This window comes from Luteimonas sp. MC1825 (genome assembly GCF_014764385.1).
Lineage (GTDB): Bacteria > Pseudomonadota > Gammaproteobacteria > Xanthomonadales > Xanthomonadaceae > Luteimonas.
This window is the reverse complement of the sequence record NZ_CP061714.1, coordinates 1,420,616-1,439,085: the sequence shown is the minus strand read 5'-3', so window position 1 is coordinate 1,439,085 and position 18,470 is coordinate 1,420,616. Positions and strand designations below refer to the sequence as shown.

Below are 18,470 nucleotides of genomic sequence, written 5' to 3'. Positions count from 1 at the left end.
CCCGGATCGGAACGGGAGCCCGGCTGCATCGGGTCAGGCGACAGGGCTCCCGGCAATCTCTTCGGCAAGCGCGCGGATCGACGCCTTGTCGTGTTCGATCCGCAGCACGGCCATCGCGCGCTCGCAGGCAAGGCGCGAATGGTGTCGCGCGGCATGGGCATAGCGTGGTCCGTCCAGATGGACAAGTGCGCGCAAGCCCTTCTGCAGGCGAATACCCACCTCGACCACCGCTGCGCCATCGCGCGCGATCGGGGTGAACAGGTCGTAGAACAGGTCGATGAGCGCGATGCCGGGCACGTGCACCAGCGGGTAGTCGACTGCACGAGGCTCGACGGGCTCGCTCCAGATCGACAGCAGGCGCACCGCGCGACCGATCACGTCGATCGCGGTGCCCGGGTCGTTGATCGCGGGTGACAGCGCCCGTGAAGCGATTTCCGACAGCACCGAAGCCCCGAAACGGGGGTCCTGGTCGAACGACCGCGTGTCCTGGATGGTGAAGGCCTTGCACACCGACGCATCGACCTTGTCGTTGGCCGGCATGCCAAGACCGTGCGCAAGGGCCCGCGAGTGATCGACGAACGCCCCGGGCAGTACGCACAGGAACAGTTGCCCGTGGTGGGATCCAGCCAACTCCTGCAACGCACCCATGTCGATGTGCTGCACGTACCCGATGCAGCGTGATCGAATCGTGCGGGCATCGCCGGGGATGTCCTGACCCGGATCGCGCAGGGGCTGGCCGCCCAGGTGCGGCAGTTCGCGGCGGCTGCGCATGGCGGCGCTGGCAGCCTCCTCGACCCGGTCGGTGGTGTCACCGACGCGGCCGAGCCTGGATACGTGATCGATCCAGCGCAGCAGGGCCACCACGATCACCACGGTCACCGCCAGGCTCACCACGAACAGGGCAAGGCGGCCCTGCTCGCCGTAGTACCCGGTGCTCAATGCGATCAGGCCAGCCAGGCTGAACACGAACGAGCCGATGAAGATCGCCAGCGTGTTCTGGCTGGTCGTGTCCGCCAGCAACAGCTGGATCGCACGCGGAGTGGCGCTGCTGGTCGCCGATGCATAGGCCGACACCATGGTGCTGAGCGAGAAGATGGTGACCGCCAGCATGCTGGAGCCCAGGATGTCGAGGATGTTGCCGACTGCATTGGCGCCGAGCTGGGCGGCAAGCTCGGCCGGTATGTAAGGGCTTGCCAACGCGCCGGCAAGCGCGGTTCCCACCGCGATCACCGAGAACAGGCTGGCGCGGAACCAGAGTTTGCGGGTCAGATGCAGCAGCAGCCAGTGCAGGCGTGATGTCATCGGTCGCTTCTCGTTGGCTGTCGCGGGAAGGGTAGCGCAACGCTTGCGCCGTACCCGGACCCGAGCAGGACGGGCCGCGCGCCGGGCATGACGGTGCGCGGCGCGTACTCAGTCGTGCGGAGCGAAGGCGCCCATCGCCTGGCGGTAGTGGCGCAGTTCGGCGATGGAGTCCTGCACGTCGGAGAGCGCGGTGTGCGTGCCGGCCTTGCGCACGCCCGCAAGGACCTCCGGAGCCCAGCGCCGCGCCAGTTCCTTGACCGTACTCACGTCGAGGTTTCGGTAGTGGAAATAACGCTCCAGCCGCGGCATGCAGCGGTGCAGGAAACGCCGGTCCTGGCAGATCGAGTTGCCGCAGATCGGGGATTGGTTCGGCCCGATCCATTCGGCGAGGAAGGCCAGAGTGCGCTCCTCCGCCTCGGCCATGTCGACGCCCTCCTCCAGCACGCGCCGCCACAGGCCGGATCGGCCATGCTGGTTGCGGTTCCAGTCGTCCATCGCTTCGAGGCGTTCGAGCGGATGCGCGATCGCAAGCTCCGGGCCGGTGGCCAGCACCTCGAGGTTGGCATCGGTGACGACAGTCGCGATCTCGAGGATCGTGTCGCTGCCGGTGTCGAGCCCGGTCATTTCAAGGTCGATCCAGACCAGCCTGTCGTTCGCGCCCACGCCTGCTCCCTGCCATGTCTACGGATGCGCATGATAACGCGCTGCCGCGAACCTCAAGCCGGCGGGCGGCCGCGCTTGGCACGGAAATAGCTGCGCAGGCGCGCGCCGGCTTCCTCGGCCAGCACGCCACCATCCACCAACACGCGATGGTTGTGACGCGGGTCGGCCAGCAGGTCGAACACGCTGCCTGCCGCACCGGTCTTGGGATCCGTGGCGCCAAATACCACGCGCTCCACGCGCGCGTGCACCATCGCCATGGCGCACATCGCGCAGGGCTCCAGCGTTACGTACAGCGTGCAGCCGAGCAGGCGGTGGTTGCCCAGCGTCCTGCCTGCCTCGCGCATGGCGACGATCTCGGCATGCGCGCTGGGATCGTGCTCGGTGATGTTGCGGTTCCAGCCTTCGCCGAGCAACCTCCCTGCCGCGTCCACCAGCACCGCCCCTACCGGGATCTCGTCGTCCTCGCCCTGCGCGCGGTCGGCGAGGGAAAGGGCGTGGTGCATCCAGTGCAGGTCGCGTGCGGTGTCGGCTTCGGGCGCGTGCAATGCAGGCCTCACTCCCATTCGATCGTGGCGGGCGGCTTGCCGCTGATGTCGTACACCACGCGCGACACGCCGCGGACCTCGTTGATGATGCGGTTGGACACACGCCCGAGGAACTCGTACGGCAGGTGCGCCCACTGCGCGGTCATGAAGTCGATGGTCTCCACCGCGCGCAATGCGATCACCCACTCGTAGGCCCGCGCATCACCCACCACGCCCACCGACTTTACCGGCAGGAACACGGCGAACGCCTGGCTGGTGCTGTCGTACAGGTCCGCCTTGCGCAGTTCCTCGATGAAGATGGCATCCGCGCGCGCCAGCAGCTCCGCGTATTCCGGGCGCACCTCGCCCAGGATGCGCACGCCGAGGCCGGGGCCCGGGAACGGATGCCGGTAGACCATCTCGTGCGGCAGTCCGAGCGCCACGCCGATGCGCCGCACCTCGTCCTTGAACAGTTCGCGCAGGGGCTCCACCAGGCCCATCTTCATGTGCTCAGGCAGGCCGCCGACGTTGTGGTGGCTCTTGATGACGTGCGCCTTGCCGGTCTTGCTGCCGGCGGATTCGATGACGTCCGGATAGATCGTGCCCTGCGCCAGCCACTTGGCATTGGCGAGCTTGCCGGCCTGCTCGTCGAAGATCTCGACGAACAGGTTGCCGATGATCTTGCGCTTGGCCTCGGGGTCGGTGACCCCGGCGAGCGCCGCGAAATAACGCTCGCGCGCATCGACCCGGATCACGCGGATGCCCAGGCCGTGCGCGTCGGAGGCGTCGGCGAAGGTGGCCATGACCTGGTCGCCTTCCTGCCAGCGCAAGAGGCCCGTATCGACGAACACGCAGGTCAGCTGGTCGCCGATCGCGCGGTGCAGCAGGGCCGCGACCACGGACGAGTCGACGCCGCCGGACAGGCCGAGGATGACCTCGTCGCCGCCGACGGCCGCGCGCACGCGCGCCACCTGGTCGTCGATGATGTGCTCGGCCGTCCACAGCGTGTCGCAGCCGCAGATCTCCACCACGAACCGGCGCAGCAGCTCGTGCCCGGACTTGGTGTGGGTGACCTCGGGGTGGAACTGCACGCCGTACCAGCGCCTGTCCTCGTTGGCGAACGCCGCCACCGGCACACGCGCGGTCCTTGCGGTGACGGTGAAGCCGGGCGGCGCGCGCGAGACGTGGTCACCGTGGCTCATCCACACGTCCAACCGTGGCGGCAGGCCCGGATGGTCCTTCAGCTCGCCGAACAGGCGGTCGGAGGCGACCAGCACGACTTCGGCATGGCCGAACTCGCGCGCGTCGGCGGCCTCGGTCTCGCCGCCCAGCTGCTTGGCCATGGTCTGCATGCCGTAGCAGATGCCCAGCACCGGCACGCCGCTGTCGAAGACCTCCTGCGGCGCGACCGGGGCATCGATGCCGGTGGTCGACTCCGGCCCCCCGGACAGGATGATTCCCTTGGGCGCGAACGCGGCGATCTCGGCCGGGTCATGGTCCCAGGCCCAGATCTCGCAGTAGGTGCCCAGTTCGCGCACGCGGCGCGCGATCAGCTGCGTGTACTGCGCGCCGAAGTCGAGGATCAGGATCTTGTCGCGATGCGGGTCGGTCATGGAGGCGGGCTCAGGGGCGGCGCGGGAACTTCGCCGCCGTGGAAGGTGCATTGCTGGCGTTCGCGGTCCCAGCGGCCGGCGTTGCCGGTGCAGGAATCACGCAGCTGCCAGGCGCGGTATTCGCCGTAGGCGAACACGCCGGCGGCAAGCAGCAGCAGGACCAGGAGTCCCGTGCCGAGGCGCCGCCGGCGGGGTGGCTTGCCGGAGGGCGAAGCCATCTCAGCCGGTCCTGTAGTTGGGCGGTTCCTTGGTGATCTGCACGTCGTGGACGTGGCTCTCGCGCTGGCCGGCCCCGGTGATCTTCACGAACTCCGGTCGGGTGCGCATGTCTTCCACGGTGGCGCAGCCGACATAGCCCATGGTGGCGCGCAGGCCGCCGATCAACTGGTGGATCACGCCGCTCAGCGGGCCGCGGTACGGCACGCGGCCTTCGATGCCTTCCGGCACCAGCTTGTCGGCGTCGGCGGCCTCCTGGAAATAGCGGTCGCTGGACCCCTTCTCCATCGCCGCAAGGCTGCCCATTCCGCGATAGCTCTTGTAGCTGCGGCCCTGGTAGAGCTCGGTCTCGCCCGGTGTTTCCTCGGTGCCGGCGAACAGCCCGCCGATCATGACCGTGGACGCGCCCGCGGCAAGCGCCTTGCCGATGTCGCCCGAATAGCGGATGCCACCGTCGGCGATCAGCGGGATGCGGTCCTGCAGCGCGGAGGCGACCATGTCGATGGCGGTGATCTGCGGTACGCCCACGCCCGCCACCACGCGCGTGGTGCAGATCGAACCGGGGCCCACGCCGACCTTGACCGCGTCGGCACCGGCGTCCATCAGCGCCAGCGCCGCGTCGCCGGTGACGATGTTGCCGCCCACGACCTGCAGCTGCGGAAAGTGCTTCTTCGCCCAGGCCACGCGGTCCAGCACGCCCTGCGAGTGCCCGTGCGCGGTGTCGACGATGATCACGTCCACACCCGCCGCGGCCAACGCCTCGATGCGCGCCTCGGTGTCACCGCCCACGCCGACCGCGGCGCCGACCAGCAGGCTTTCCGAGGCGTCCTTGGCGGCATTCGGGTTGTCGCGGGCCTTCTGGATGTCCTTCACCGTGATCAGGCCACGCAACTGGAAGGCGTCGTTGACCACCAGCACCTTCTCGATGCGGTGCCGGTGCAGCAGGCCGATCACTTCCTCGTCGCTGGCGCCTTCGCCCACCGTGACCAGCTTGTCCTTGCGGGTCATGATGTTGCGCACCGGGTCGTCGAGCTTGGTCTCGAAGCGCATGTCGCGGCCGGTGACGATGCCGACCAGCTGGTCGCCGTCGACCACCGGCACGCCGGAGATGTTGCGCGCGCGGGTGAGGCGCAGCACTTCGCCGATCGAGGTCTGCGGACCGACCGTGAACGGCTCGCGGATCACGCCGGCCTCGAAATTCTTGACCTTACCGACCTCGATCGCCTGGCGCTCGAGGCTCATGTTCTTGTGGATGATGCCGATGCCGCCGAGCTGGGCCATGGCGATGGCGAGCCTGGCTTCGGTCACGGTGTCCATGGCGGCCGACACGATCGGCATGTTGAGGCGCAGCGTGCGCGTCAGCCGGGTGGCGAGCGTGACGTCCTTGGGCAGGACGATGGAATGGGCGGGGACCAGCGAAATATCGTCGTAGGTCAGCGCTTCAGCCTGGATGCGCAGCATGGGCGGGCCAGTTGGGGTGAAGCGCGCCATTGTACGCCGCCGCGGGCCGGCGGGTCTCGCCGCGCGTGCGGAACGCCCTATTCCGCGCCGTCGGCGGCTTCCGCGGCTTCCAGGGTGTTCTGCATCAGCGTGGCCACCGTCATCGGGCCCACGCCGCCCGGCACCGGCGTGATCCAGCTCGCCCGCGTCGCGGCTTCGGCGAACCCGACATCGCCGACCAGGCGGCCGTCGTCGAGGCGGTTGATGCCGACGTCGATCACCACCGCGCCCGGCTTGATCCAGTCGCCCGGGATCATGCCGGGCTTGCCCACCGCGACCACCAGGATGTCGGCCTCGCCCACGTGGCGGCGCAGCACCTCGGGCGGCGTGAACTTGTGGCAGCTGGTGACCGTGCAGCCGGCGATCATCAGCTCCAGCGCCATCGGCCGGCCGACGTGGTTGCTGACGCCGACGATCGTCGCGCTCTGCCCGCGCACCGGCCGGTCGGTCCACGCCAGCAGCGTGGTGATGCCGCGCGGCGTGCATGGCCGCAGGCCGAACTGGCGCAGCGCCAGGTGGCCGACGTTTTCGGGATGGAAGCCGTCCACGTCCTTGCGCGGGTCGATGCGGTGGATCAGGCGCGTGGCATCGGGGATGCCGGGCAGCGGCAGCTGCACCAGGATGCCGTTGACTGACGGATCGGCATTGAGCCGGTCGATGAGCGCGAGCAGTTCGGCCTCGCTGGTGCCTTCCGGCAGGTCGAAGTCAAGCGCGCGGATGCCGACGATGCCCGCGGCGCGCCGCTTGTTGCGCACGTACGAACGCGACGCCGGGCTGTCGCCCACCAGCACGACAGCCAGCCCGGGCGGCGCGTGGCCGGCGGCGATGCGCCGGTCGACGCGCAGCTTGAGGGTATCGAGGAGCTCATCCGCGATCCGCCTGCCGTCGAGGATGCGGGCCTGGCTGGAGATGTCTGACATACCGATGCCGTGCGCGTGGGGGCGTCATTGTCCCTGATTCAAAGGTCGGCTTGCAGGACAGCGCGGAACACCCGAACCGACCACGCAGTTCACGCAGCACCGCGGGGATGACGGCGCCATGGCCGGTGGCAGGACTGCCCGTGCAGGCGCAAGCCCGGCGAGCTCCTGCGCCGGCCGCAGCTGCAGCAGCACTGCCCAGTCCTGGCGATTGGCGCTGCACCCGGCCGGCGTGTCCGGCGTGCAGCTGGCGCCATCCACCGGTCGCGTCGGAAGCTCGGCGAACTGTCCACCGGGGGTGAGCGGCAGCAAGCGCATCGTGACCCCGTCCAGCACGTTGCCGCCGACCAGGTACGCCGTCGCGTCGCCGGGTTGCGCGGCCACCACGATGTCGCAGTGCATGCCGAGGCCGCTGTCGTCACTGCTCAACAGGCTGGCAAGCCCGGGAAATCCGTAGCTGCGCGCGGCCACGCGCACATAGCACAGCAGGTCGCCCTGCCCCGGCCGCACCGCGCGCGGATCGGCGACCCGGTAGGCGCTCCCCTCGGGATCACGGTAGGCGTCGCGCACGTAGCCGACATGGCTTGCCGAACCCCGGAACCCCGGCAGCGCCGCACGCCCCAGCACCCATGAGACGAAGGCGGCGGACCACGGGGTATCGACGATGAAGGCACGACAGGCGGGCGCCGCGTACGCGCCGTTGGCCTGCACGCAGTCGTTCGCGCCCGGGCGCTGCAGCGCCTGGTACAGCAGGCCGCTGCCGCGCCAGTAGTCGGCCACGCGCAGCCACGCCGGCTGGCCGTTGGCGAGCAGCGCCGCCTCGGCCTCGCGAACTTGCGAACCGGCCAGGCGACCTTCCCGATCGATGAAGGGCCGGTACCAGAGCTGGTGCTCCTCGCAGGCGACAGCGGCGATGCGCGTGACGATGGCGGGCGAGCCGGTCTGCGCGCGCAGCAATGGACACGGGTCGGCGGCCTGTGCGGTACCGGCCGCGCCCAGCAACCAGAGCGTCGCCGCGCAAACGAGCAGTTGCCAAGCTGAGGGTCTGGCCATCGATCGTCGCTCCCCGGATGCAGCGCACAGCCTAGGGCATCAAAGCCGCCGATCGCTCACGCGGCGGCGACGCCGCAGCGCCGCGTCAGGCGCCCGAACAGAAGGCGGCGTAGTCGATGTAGCCGGGGAACGGCGTGCCGGGCGCGCATACCGGGCATCCGGGATCCGGCCGCAGCGTGGTTTCGCGGAAGTGCATTCCCAGCGCATCGAAGTGCAGCAGGCGACCGGCAAGCGGCTCGCCAACGTGCAGCAGCAGCTTGAGTGCCTCGGTGGCCTGCAGCATGCCGATCACGCCGGGCAGCACGCCGAGCACGCCGGCCTCGCTGCAGCTGGGTGCCGACTCCGGCGGCGGCGGCTCGGGGAACAGGCAGCGGTAGCACGGCGCCTGGCCGCGGTGGCGGCCGGCGTCGAACACGCTCACCTGGCCTTCGAACCTGTGCACTGCGCCGTACACGAGGGGGATTGCGAGCTTCACGCAGGCATCGTTGAGCAGGTAGCGCACGGCGAAGTTGTCGGCACCGTCGACCACGAGGTCGACGCCCTCGAGCAGGCGTTCGACGTTGCCTGAGGTGACCCGTTCGCGGACCGCTTCGACGGTGATGCGCGGGTTGAGCGCCGACAGGCGCGTCTCGGCGGAGTCGACCTTGGGCATGCCGATGTCGGCGTCGGTATGCAGGATCTGGCGCTGCAGGTTGCTGCGCTCGATGATGTCGTCGTCGGCGATGCGCAGGTGGCCGATGCCGGCCGCAGCCAGGTAGAACGCCGCCGGCGACCCCAGGCCGCCCGCGCCCAGCATCAGCACGCGGGAGGCCTCCAGCCGGCGCTGGCCGCGAGCGCCGACTTCCGGGAGCAGCAGGTGCCGCGAGTAGCGCTCGTGGAAATCGCTGTCGACCTCGTGCGCGGGTGGTCGCGTGACCGGCAGGCCTTCCGCGATCCAGCGCAGCGTGCCGCCGCGCACGGAGGCGACGTGGCGATAGCCGAGCCGCTGCAAGGACTCGGCGGCGAGCATCGAGCGGCCACCGGTCTGGCAGATCAACACCAGTTCGGTGTCGCGGTCCGGGAAGTGGAAGCCCGGGTCGTCCTCGAGTTCAGCACGTGAAATGCCGACGGCGCCGTCGGCCATGCCGGCGCTGCGCTCGTGTTCCTCGCGCACGTCGACCAGGCGGGCGCCGGCAGCGTGTCGCCGCTGCGCCTCGCGCGGCGTGGCTTCGTTGGCAGGCATGCCGTGATTATCGACCATTGCCGTCGCTTCGCCGACTGCGGGAAACCCGAGGTGGACAGGATGCGCGCTTCGCCCGGTTCAGCACGGCACTACATCGACGAACGCACCTGCCGGGTAGTCCCGGGGGCCCTCGTCCAGCACCAGCAACACATCGGCATCCGCCGCCGCGCGCATGCGGTGTGAGCCATCCGCCGGACTCGGCTCCACCTCCGGCACGCCGTCCGCGCCCTGCCGCAGTCGCCCGCGCAGGAACTCGAGGCGCTCGTGGTTCTTGCGCCAGGGGGTCGCAAGCCGCGCCCGCCACGGAGCACGTCGCGCCGTCCGGCCCTGCATGGCGTCCACCAGCGGGCGGCCCAGGGTCAGCCACGTCGCCAGCACCGAAACCGGGTTGCCTGGCAGGCACAGGAACAGCGCTCCGCCGAGGCTACCCCCTTCGGCCAGCAGCAGCGGCATGCCGGGCTTCATGCGCACCTTCCAGAAGGCGATCCGCGCCTCGGCCTGCAGCAGCGCGGGAATATGGTCCTTCTCGCCCGCGGACACCGCGCCGCACGTCAGCACCACGTCAAAGGCATGGCCGGCGTGGCGCAGCGCGGACTCGACCTGCGCGGGATCGTCGGGCAGCGTGGGCCAGGCGACCGGCTCCAGGCCGTCGGCGCGCAGCAGGCCCATCAGCAGTTCGCGGTTGCTGTTGTGGATCTGGCCGGGCGCCAGCGGCAGGCCCGGCTCCACCAGTTCGTCGCCGGTCGTGAACACGGCCACGGTCGGTCGGCGCGCGACCGCCAGCGTCGGCACGCCCTGCGACGCGGCCAGCGCGATGCGCGCGGGCGTGAGCACTTCGCCCGCGCGCAGCAGGAGGTCGCCAGGCACGCAGTCTTCGCCGGCAAGGCGCACGTGACGGCCTGCGGCAGGCGCCACCAGTACGTCCACGCGGTCACCATCGACACACGTGTCCTCTTTCATGGCCACGGTGTCGGTGCCCGAAGGCATGGGTGCGCCGGTGGTGATCCGCACGCATTCACCGGCGCCCACCAGCAAGGGCTGGGCGCGGCCGGCGAACTGCTCGCCCACCAGCCGCAGGCAGGTGGTGCCAACATTCGCCAGATCCGCATGGCGCAGCGCGTAGCCGTCCATCGCCGAATTGTCGAACGGCGGCTGCGCGATGCCCGCCACCAGGTCCGCGGCCAGCACGTGGCCGTGCGCGCGCGCAAGCGACAGGTCCTGCGCGCCGGTGGCGTGGGCGACGCCCAGGGTGCGGACGATCGCCAGCGCTTCCGCGTGGCTGATGCGCGTCGGGAACGTCGCCGGATCGTTCATGGTGATGCCGCCATGCCGGCTGCGGCAAGATCCGACGGCGTGTTGAGGTTTCCGAAGCGCACCCCCTCGAAGCGGACCGGGGCCATGCCCAGGCCCGCCTGCAGCTGATGCACCGCATGCGCGCCCGACGCGATGGCCGCCGGGAGTGCGGCGCGCAAGGCGGCCACCCGCCACAGCGCGACCAGCGGCTGCATGCCGTCATCGTCTTCGGCAAACGCGCCCGTTTCGCCGGCCGCACGCAGGCTGCGCAGCAGGCAGTCGTTGACCGACAGCAGGTCGACCGGCAGCGTCAGCAGCCAAGGCGTGGCGCACGCTTCGGCCAGGGCATCCAGTCCCCCGAGTGGACCGATGCCGGTGAACCGGTCCGCGACCGCCGCCATGCCGTGGGCGGCATAACGATCATGATCGCGGTTGGCACTGGCCATCACGGCGTCCACCTCGCTGCGGACGCGATCCGCCAGGCGCAGCACCTGGGCAACGCCACCGCGTTCGAGCCAGGCCTTGTCGATCCCGCCCAGGCGCGTGGCGCGCCCTCCGGCCAGCAGGCCAAGCGTCGTCGCGCCGGCGTTCACTTCCCGCGCTTGACGTGGCGGATCATCCGCCGCTTCTTGACCACCTGGCGCGTGCTGAGCACGTTCTTGCGGTCCTTGTAGGGGTTCTCGCCTTCCTTGAACACCAGTTGCACCGGCGTTCCGACCAGCTTGAAGCGCTTGCGGAAGAAGTTTTCCAGGTAGCGCTTGTAACTGTCGGGCAAGGTGCGCAGGCGCGTACCGTGGATGACGATGGTCGGCGGGTTTTCACCACCCGGGTGCGCGAAGCGCAGCTTGGCGGTATGTCCGCGCACCACCGGCGGCGGATTGGATTCGTAGGCCACTTCGACCGCGCGCGTGACCTCGGCGGTGCTGAACTGGCGCGTGGCCGAGGCGTGCGCGCGGTGGATGGCGCGGAACAGTTCGCGCAGTCCGGAGCCGTGCAGCGCGCTGATGCGCACCGCCTCCGCCCACTCCACGAAGGCGAGCTTGCGCGACAGCAACGACTCGACCTGCTCGCGCTGGTAGTCACTCTGGCCGTCCCACTTGTTCACCGCCACCACCAGGGCGCGTCCGGCATCGAGCACCGCGCCCAGCACGCTGGCGTCCTGGTCGGTCACGCCTTCGTTGGCATCGATCATCACCACCGCCACCTGGCACTGCTCGATCGACTGCAGGGTCTTGATGATCGAGAAGGTTTCCACCGCTTCGTCGACGCGCGACTTGCGGCGGATGCCGGCGGTGTCGACCAGCCGGTAGCGGCGGCCGTCGCGCTCGAGGTCGGCGGCGATCGAATCGCGCGTGGTGCCGGCGACTTCGGAGGCGATCATCCGCTCCTCGCCGAGGATGCGGTTGACCAGCGTCGACTTGCCGACATTGGGGCGACCGACGAAGGCGACGCGGATCCGTTCCGGATCGTTGTCCGGCACCGGTGCCTCGCCCTGCTCCGGCAACCTGGCCAGGATATCGTCGACCAGGTCGTCGATGCCGTGCCGGTGCGCCGACGACACCGCGAACACGTCGCTGAAGCCGTAGCGCGAGAATTCCGCGAGCGATTCGCGCGCGTCGATCCCGTCGGTCTTGTTGACCACCAGGAACGTGGGCCGCGACGCCTTGCGCAGCCATGAGAGGATCTCGTCGTCCAGCGCCGAGGGTCCTTCGCGGCCATCGACCACGAACAGCACGAGGTCGGCTTCCTCGGCGCCTGCGCGGGCCTGGCGCGCGGTGGCGCCCGCAAGGTTGCCGGTTTCGAGATGGGCGTTGCCGGCGGAGATGCCGCCGGTGTCGACCAGCGCGAACGGCCGGTCCTCGTCCAGGCGGCACACGCCGTAGTGACGGTCGCGGGTGACCCCGGGCTGGTCATGGACCAGCGCATCGCGGGTGCGCGTCAGCGCATTGAACAGCGTCGACTTCCCGACGTTCGGGCGACCGACCAGAGCGACCAGTGGCAGCATGGGTCAGTCGATGCGCCAGGCGCTGATGTCGCCGCCGACGTCCTGGACCACGAGGATGCCGTCGACCACGACCGGAGGACCGGTGAGTGCACTGCGACCGGCGCGCGCACGCGCCACGAACTCGCCGTCCAGCAGGCGCATCCAGTGCAGGTAACCGTCAAAATCACCGACCACCGCATGGCCGCCATGGATGCGCGCGGGACCGAGGTTGCGGTTGGCCAGCGCGGGCTGCTGCCAGTAGGCGGTGCCGACGTACTTGTCGATCGCCCATACGGTGCCGGTCCGGTCGCTCACCACGAGGCGATCGCTGCCCACGGCCACGCTGCCTGCGCCGCCGCTTTCCGACGCCCACAGCGGGCGGCCAGTCGGCGCATCGAAGGCCATCGTGCGTCCCTTGTAGCTGCTCGCGAACAGGACCGCGTCCTCGAGCACCGGCGCACCGTCGACGTCGGCCATGCGATCGAGCTCGGTGCGGCCGTCGCCAAGCGAGATCGGCTGCTCCCACAGCACCCGGCCATCGCCGAGGGCAAGCGCGACCACGCGACCATCGTCCATGCCGACAAAGGCGTGACCGGGGCCAAGCGTCACCGGCGCATTGCCGCGGACGGTGAGCGTGGGCAGGTCCTGCACCCAGAACCAGCGGCGCTGGCCGGTGGCCGCGTCGAACGCGGTGACGCGTCCTTCATTGGACCGCACCAGCACCAGGCCCTGGCCGATCGCCGGTGCGGCGATGACTTCGCTGGTGACCTTGGCCGTCCAGCGTTCCGTGCCCGTGGCCGCGTCAAGCGCCACGACTTCACCGTCCAGCGTGCCCGCGACCACCAGGCCGTCGCCGGCGCCCGGACCGCCGGTCAGGCGCAGGTCGCTGGCGTGATGCCACACCTGGGCGCCGGACTGCAGGTCGAACGCGCGGACCCCGCCCTTGATGGACGAGGCGAATACCCTGCCATTGGCCGCGGCCGGACCCTGGCGCACGCCCGAGGAGCCCTCGCCCTTGCCGGCGCTGGCTTTCCACAGGCGGCTGGGATTGGCGGTGGCCGCGAACTCGACGAGCTCGGCCGGCTGGCCGGCCTTGGCGTCCTTGTCCTTGCCGCCGAACCAGCCCTTGACGGTGCTGCAGCCCGTGACCACGACGAGGCAGACCAGCACGGTCGCGGCGCGGGTGGCGAATCGGGAACCGGCCCGGGGCGGGCTGGTGCGCTGTGCTTGGGTCATCGGGCGTTGCCTTCCGTGTGGGCCGGCACGCCGCCGGCATCGATCAGTTTGATTTCAAGGATGCGTCGCTGCGGCACCGCGGCAACGTCCAGCGCCGCCAGCGCGGCGGTATACGCGGCGCGTGCATCATCGGTGCGGCCGGCCACCACGAGCGCATCGCCGCGGGTCTCGAGGCTGCCGGCATCGGCGGCATCGCCCAGCACCGCAAGCGCCTCGTCGGCCTTGCCGGCCGCGACGTGCAGGCTCGCCAGGCGGCGCGCCACCACCGGTTCCAGCGCCGGGCCGGGGTCGGTCAGGGCAGCCAGCGTCGCTATGGCGGCGTCGGTGTCGCCGGCATCGACCTGCGCCTTCGCCAGGTCCAGCGCCAGCAGCGCCGCAAACGCGCCGTCGTTCAGTTCGGCCGCGGCGGCCAGGTCGCGGGCCTTGTCCAGGTCGCCGGCGGCGATGCTCGCATTCACTGCCGCGTAGGCATCCCCCTGTGCCATGCGCTGCTCCAGCTGGTGCGCCTGCCACTGCTGGAAGCCCCAGACCAGGCCCAGCGCCACCGCAATTCCGGCGAAAACGCCAAGGGCGTTCTCGCGCACCCACTGGCGAACACGTTCGCCCTGTTCGTGCTCATCGAGCAACTCGTCTACTGCCATGACCGTCCGATCGGGCTGCGAGCCACCCGGGGTGTCCGCGGGCAGCTATGGGAAGGAATGCGACCCGCGAACGGGTCCTCGGTTGCACGCGGATGGCCCGCGCTGCGGGCCACCGCTGCCGTGACACCCCGGTCAACGACCAGCAGGCACCAGCGATCCGTCAGAGGATACCGTAAAGCGGGCGACGTTCGCCCGAAGCAAGGGTGCAAGGTCCTGCCGGGCACCGTTGAGACGCAGTTCGACCGCGGCGGCGTTGCCGAACACCATGCCGCCGACATCCCCGACCACGAAGCTGCGCGTGTTGCCGGCGCGCAGCAGGGAGTGCTCGATGACCTGTCCGTCGCGGCCGGTGATCTCCACCCAGCTGTCATCGACGAGGCGCAGTTCAAGCGCCGCCGTCGCGCTGCCGGCGCGCGGCGCGACCGGTGCCATCGATGCGACCAGCGGCACCGGCTGGCGCGGCCTGGCCACCGCCGGCGCGCCGGGCTGGCCTGCAGTGGAGACCACGGGCATGTCGAGGGAGGCGGACGCGGCGCCCTGCGTGGCGAGGTGCGGCCGGGTGGCCAACCACACCGGCAAGGCGATGGCGACGGTGATCACCGCGTAGACCAGGCGCTTGGCGAACTGCTCGGCCACGATGCGCATGCGCGGCACATAGGTGCGAGGCACCAGCGCCACCGGCTCCACCGGCGCGACGCCGACGACAGCCTGCATGGTGGCGGTGGACAGGCCCAGCAGGCGCGAGTAGCTGCGCAACTGGCCACGCACGTAGACCGGGGCACCGAGCCGGTTCCAGTCTTCGGCTTCGAGCGATTCGACGACGCGCACCGGCATCCTCAGCCGCGTCGCGACATCCTCGATCGAAAGTCCTGCGGCCTCGCGCGCATTGCGCAGGCGGCGGCCACAGCCCTGCTCGGCATCGGCCATGTTGTGGTCTGGCGGCATCATCGTGAACTGCTGTCCCCGGGCAGCACTGCCTGCGCGTGCGGGAATTCCGTCCGCAGGCGCTGAACATAACGAGCGGCGGCAGCCTTGTCGCCGAGCTTGTCTTCGATCTGTGACGCAAGTTGCAGCGCGGCCGGCGACGCCGGTGCCGCCTCCAGCCGGCGCTCGGAGAACGCGCGCGCCTCGAAATCGTCGCCACGCCCGTGCAGGTGCCGGGCCAGCGCTTCCAGGCCGACGGCATTCACCGGATCGAGGGCGAGCGCCGCGCGCAGGTCGCGCTGGGTGCGCCCGGGCTGGCCGCCTTCGTCGGCACAGGCGCCGGCGTTGGCCAGCGCCGAGGCCGGGCTGGCATAGCTGCGGTCGGCCAGGGCGCGGTCGAACCATGCCAGCGATTCGGTGGCGCGTCCGTTGCGGCACAGCCATGCGCCATGGTTGTTGAACGTGGCGCCGGAGGGCTTGAGTCCGGCGGCGCGGGCGTAGTGCTTGCCGGCTTCGCGGCTGTCGCCCTGGCGCTCGAGCGCAAGCGCAAGCAGCGTATGCGCATCGGCGTCACGGCCATCGATCTTCATCGCCAGACGTGCTTCGGCAGCGGCCTCCGGATAGCGGCCGGCGCGCAGCGCCTGTTCGCCACGCAACAGGTGGCCACGCGTGGACGCCTTGCCGCGCGCCTGGCCGTCATCGCTGAAATCGTACTGGGCGGCGACCTGCGTCGAGTCGCCGCGCTGCGCGCTCGGCTTGACGAAGGTGAGGCGCGAGCAGCCTGCGGCCAGCAGCGAGCAGGCCACCGCCAGGCCAACGAGGTCAAGCCGCCGCATCACCGCCCTCCCCGTCCGAGACCTGCGCGAGATGCTTGCGGAACTCGGCCTGACGGCGGGTGCGGTCGGCGACCTGCCCCTTCAGCTGGCCGCAGGCGGCATCGATGTCGTCGCCGCGCGTGCGACGCACCATGGTGAGCACCTGGGCGTCGAGCAGCAGCTTCTGGAATGCACGGATCGCCTCCTCGCCGGAACGCTCGTACCGCGTGCCGGGGAACGGGTTGAACGGGATCAGGTTGACCTTGGCGGCGTCCTTGACCTGCAGGGCGTTGCCGAACTGGCGCATCAGCCGCGACAGCAGGCGCGCGTGCTCCGGTTGGTCGTTGACGTCCTTCATCAACGTGTATTCGAAGGTGATCGACGAACGCGGCTTGCGGCGCACGTAGCGCTCGCAGGCGGCCATCAACTCGGCGATCGGATACTTCTTGTTGAGCGGCACCAGTTCGGTGCGCAGCTCATCGTTGGCGGCATGCAGGGAGACGGCCAGCGACACGTCGCTCTCCTCCGACAGCCGGTCGATCATCGGCACCATGCCGGCGGTGGACAGGGTGACGCGCTTGTTGGCCAAGCCGTAGCCGAGGTCGTCGCGCATCACGCTCATCGCGCGTACCACGTTGTCGAAGTTCATCAGCGGCTCGCCCATGCCCATCATCACCACGTTGGTGAGCCGGCGCTGCTTGTGCGGAATATTGCCGAGGTGCTTCGCGGCCACCCATACCTGGCCGATGATCTCGGCGGTCGACAGGTTGCGGTTGAAACCCTGGGTCGCGGTGGAACAGAAGCTGCAGTTGAGCGCGCACCCGACCTGCGACGACACGCACAACGTGCCGCGGCCCTTGTCCGGGATGTACACGGTCTCGATGGCGTTCTTGCCATCCATGCCCAGCAGCCACTTGTGCGTTCCGTCGGTGGACGGCTTGTCGAAATGCACCTGCGGCACGATCACCTCCGCGCGCTCCTGCAGCTTGGCGCGCAGCGGCTTGCCGAGGTCGGTCATTTCGTCGAAGTCGGTGACGTGCCGGTGGTGGATCCACTTCATCACCTGATGCGCACGGAAACGCTTCTCGCCGAGTTCATCGGCGAAAAAGCGCTCCAGTCCCTCGCGGTCGAGGTCGAGCAGGTTCTGCTTGGCGGTTGCTTCGGTCACTGTGCTTCTGAGGTCAAGGGCATTCGCCACGGATCACGCGGATCAAGGGCACGTCCACCGCGTAGATCCGTGGCAAAAAAATCAACGAACGTAAACGTCGGTCGACGGGAAGAAGTACGCGATCTCGACGGCGGCGGTCTCGGCCGCGTCGGAACCGTGCACGGCATTGGCGTCGATGGAATCGGCGAAGTCGGCGCGGATCGTGCCGGCGGCGGCATCCTTCGGGTTGGTCGCACCCATCAGGTCGCGGTGCTTGAGCACGGCGCCCTCGCCTTCCAGGACCTGGACCATCACCGGGCCGCTGATCATGAACTCGACAAGGGCGTTGAAGAACGGACGCTCGCGGTGCACGGCGTAGAAGCCTTCGGCCTCCGCGCGCGACAGCTGCTTCATTTTCGCGGCGGCGATCTTGAGGCCGGCCTTCTCGAAGCGGGCATAGATCTCGCCGATGACGTTCTTGGCGACGGCATCGGGCTTGATGATGGACAGGGTGCGCTCCAGCGCCATGGGGAATTCTCCGGAAGGCGGGCCGCCATGTCTCAGGCAGTCCCAGAAGGTAACAGAAAAAACCCACGCACGGCGCGGGTTTAGCCGATATGGCTAGTGTGATTCTACTGGAACGCACACGCCGCCTGCACGCACTTCCGACATGATCGGCGATTGACCGGAGCGGCGGCCTGCACCTAGTATCAAAACAAGCGTTTGATTCAGGATCGGTTCCCCGGCAGCCATGGCCACCACCCAGTTTTCGACCAAGGACAGGATCCTCGGCGCCGCAGAGGAGCTGTTCGCCCTGCATGGCTTCGGCGGCACGTCGCTGCGCCAGGTCACCAGCCGCGCGGACGTCAACATCGCCGCGGTCAATTACCACTTCGGCAGCAAGGAGAACCTCATCAACGAGGTCTTCCGCCGCCGCATGGACGAGATGAGCCGGCGCCGGCTTGAACTGCTCGGCGAGGCGCGCGAGGCCTCACCCGGCGCCCTGGAGCCCCTGCTGGCGGCATTCATCGAGCCCGCGCTGGCGCTGGCACGTGACCGCCAGGGTGGCGTGGCCTTCATCCGCGTGATCGCCCGCGCCTACGCCGAGAAGAATGACGGCCTGCGCAAGTTCCTGTCCGAACAGTACGGCCACGTGCTGCGCGAGTTTGCCAAGGCGATCGCCGAGTGCGTGCCGCAGCTGGACAAGGAGCAGCTTTACTGGCGCCTGGATTTCCTGGCGGGCGCGCTCACCTATGCCATGTCCGAGTTCGGCCTGATCAAGCGCCCGGCGAACGTCAGCGAGGTGGCGCACCGCAAGCGTGCGGCCGAGGAGCTGATCCGGTTCGCGGCCGCCGGCCTGAAGAGCTGATACGTGCCACGAAATATTCAATCAGATCAAACTGTTGCGCTTAAAAGTTGA

Annotated in this window: 19 protein-coding genes; 1 reads left to right on the top strand and 18 read right to left on the bottom strand. The window is 69.5% G+C overall.

Annotated elements, in window-relative coordinates; all coding sequences use genetic code 11:
* Window positions 1-33: 33 nt before the first annotated feature.
* The 18 genes from IDM46_RS06635 to ndk form a co-directional block, all read right to left on the bottom strand.
* Window positions 34-1,302, bottom strand: coding sequence for a DUF2254 domain-containing protein (locus IDM46_RS06635; protein WP_185115183.1), 1,269 nt, complete (start codon window positions 1,300-1,302; stop codon window positions 34-36).
* A gap of 108 nt (window positions 1,303-1,410) precedes the next feature.
* Window positions 1,411-1,965, bottom strand: a complete 555-nt coding sequence (gene orn / locus IDM46_RS06630; protein WP_223878046.1) for an oligoribonuclease — start codon at window positions 1,963-1,965, stop codon at window positions 1,411-1,413.
* A 53-nt stretch (window positions 1,966-2,018) separates the two neighbouring features.
* Window positions 2,019-2,528 carry a tRNA adenosine(34) deaminase TadA gene (gene tadA / locus IDM46_RS06625; RefSeq protein ID WP_182821248.1) on the bottom strand — a complete coding sequence of 170 codons (510 nt, stop codon included), beginning with the start codon at window positions 2,526-2,528 and terminating at the stop codon, window positions 2,019-2,021.
* Window positions 2,519-4,102 (bottom strand): glutamine-hydrolyzing GMP synthase, encoded by a 1,584-nt coding sequence (guaA, locus tag IDM46_RS06620; RefSeq protein WP_182821250.1) that lies wholly within the window; start codon window positions 4,100-4,102, stop codon window positions 2,519-2,521. The genes tadA and guaA overlap by 10 nt, the downstream gene beginning before the upstream one ends.
* Window positions 4,099-4,320, bottom strand: a complete 222-nt coding sequence (locus IDM46_RS06615; protein WP_185115182.1) for a hypothetical protein — start codon at window positions 4,318-4,320, stop codon at window positions 4,099-4,101. Before IDM46_RS06615 ends, guaA begins: the two co-directional genes overlap by 4 nt.
* 1 nt (window position 4,321) lies before the next feature.
* Window positions 4,322-5,779, bottom strand: a complete 1,458-nt coding sequence (guaB, locus tag IDM46_RS06610; RefSeq protein ID WP_182821254.1) for an IMP dehydrogenase — start codon at window positions 5,777-5,779, stop codon at window positions 4,322-4,324.
* A gap of 77 nt (window positions 5,780-5,856) precedes the next feature.
* Entirely contained in the window at window positions 5,857-6,738 is an 882-nt protein-coding gene (folD, locus tag IDM46_RS06605) for a bifunctional methylenetetrahydrofolate dehydrogenase/methenyltetrahydrofolate cyclohydrolase FolD (protein WP_185115181.1), read from the bottom strand.
* A gap of 24 nt (window positions 6,739-6,762) precedes the next feature.
* The gene (locus IDM46_RS06600) at window positions 6,763-7,788 is read right to left on the bottom strand and encodes a DUF2272 domain-containing protein (protein WP_182821259.1); all 1,026 of its coding nucleotides are present in this window, start codon (window positions 7,786-7,788) and stop codon (window positions 6,763-6,765) included.
* A gap of 85 nt (window positions 7,789-7,873) precedes the next feature.
* Entirely contained in the window at window positions 7,874-9,010 is a 1,137-nt protein-coding gene (gene moeB / locus IDM46_RS06595; protein ID WP_185115180.1) for a molybdopterin-synthase adenylyltransferase MoeB, read from the bottom strand.
* Between the two features lie 78 nt (window positions 9,011-9,088).
* Window positions 9,089-10,324 (bottom strand): gephyrin-like molybdotransferase Glp, encoded by a 1,236-nt coding sequence (glp, locus tag IDM46_RS06590; RefSeq protein ID WP_185115179.1) that lies wholly within the window; start codon window positions 10,322-10,324, stop codon window positions 9,089-9,091.
* Window positions 10,321-10,896, bottom strand: coding sequence for an NTP transferase domain-containing protein (locus IDM46_RS06585; protein WP_182821265.1), 576 nt, complete (start codon window positions 10,894-10,896; stop codon window positions 10,321-10,323). Before IDM46_RS06585 ends, glp begins: the two co-directional genes overlap by 4 nt.
* On the bottom strand, window positions 10,893-12,308 hold the full coding sequence (gene der / locus IDM46_RS06580) for a ribosome biogenesis GTPase Der (protein ID WP_182821267.1): 1,416 nt from the start codon (window positions 12,306-12,308) through the stop codon (window positions 10,893-10,895). Before der ends, IDM46_RS06585 begins: the two co-directional genes overlap by 4 nt.
* 3 nt (window positions 12,309-12,311) lie before the next feature.
* Window positions 12,312-13,523 (bottom strand): outer membrane protein assembly factor BamB, encoded by a 1,212-nt coding sequence (gene bamB / locus IDM46_RS06575; protein WP_185115178.1) that lies wholly within the window; start codon window positions 13,521-13,523, stop codon window positions 12,312-12,314.
* Window positions 13,520-14,164 carry a tetratricopeptide repeat protein gene (locus IDM46_RS06570; RefSeq protein ID WP_185115177.1) on the bottom strand — a complete coding sequence of 215 codons (645 nt, stop codon included), beginning with the start codon at window positions 14,162-14,164 and terminating at the stop codon, window positions 13,520-13,522. Before IDM46_RS06570 ends, bamB begins: the two co-directional genes overlap by 4 nt.
* A 132-nt stretch (window positions 14,165-14,296) precedes the next feature.
* Window positions 14,297-15,112, bottom strand: coding sequence for a RodZ domain-containing protein (locus IDM46_RS06565; RefSeq protein ID WP_185115176.1), 816 nt, complete (start codon window positions 15,110-15,112; stop codon window positions 14,297-14,299).
* Complete coding sequence (locus IDM46_RS06560; RefSeq protein ID WP_185115175.1) at window positions 15,109-15,924, bottom strand: type IV pilus biogenesis/stability protein PilW; 816 nt, start codon at window positions 15,922-15,924, stop codon at window positions 15,109-15,111. The genes IDM46_RS06565 and IDM46_RS06560 overlap by 4 nt, the downstream gene beginning before the upstream one ends.
* Window positions 15,911-17,071: a 23S rRNA (adenine(2503)-C(2))-methyltransferase RlmN gene (gene rlmN / locus IDM46_RS06555; protein WP_343203853.1), complete on the bottom strand. Its 1,161-nt coding sequence runs from the start codon at window positions 17,069-17,071 to the stop codon at window positions 15,911-15,913. Before rlmN ends, IDM46_RS06560 begins: the two co-directional genes overlap by 14 nt.
* 81 nt (window positions 17,072-17,152) lie before the next feature.
* On the bottom strand, window positions 17,153-17,578 hold the full coding sequence (gene ndk / locus IDM46_RS06550) for a nucleoside-diphosphate kinase (RefSeq protein ID WP_185115173.1): 426 nt from the start codon (window positions 17,576-17,578) through the stop codon (window positions 17,153-17,155).
* 223 nt (window positions 17,579-17,801) lie between these two features.
* On the opposite strand from ndk, the gene IDM46_RS06545 reads away from it, so the two are divergent.
* On the top strand, window positions 17,802-18,419 hold the full coding sequence (locus IDM46_RS06545) for a TetR family transcriptional regulator (protein ID WP_185115172.1): 618 nt from the start codon (window positions 17,802-17,804) through the stop codon (window positions 18,417-18,419).
* The last annotated feature ends 51 nt before the right edge of the window (window positions 18,420-18,470 follow it).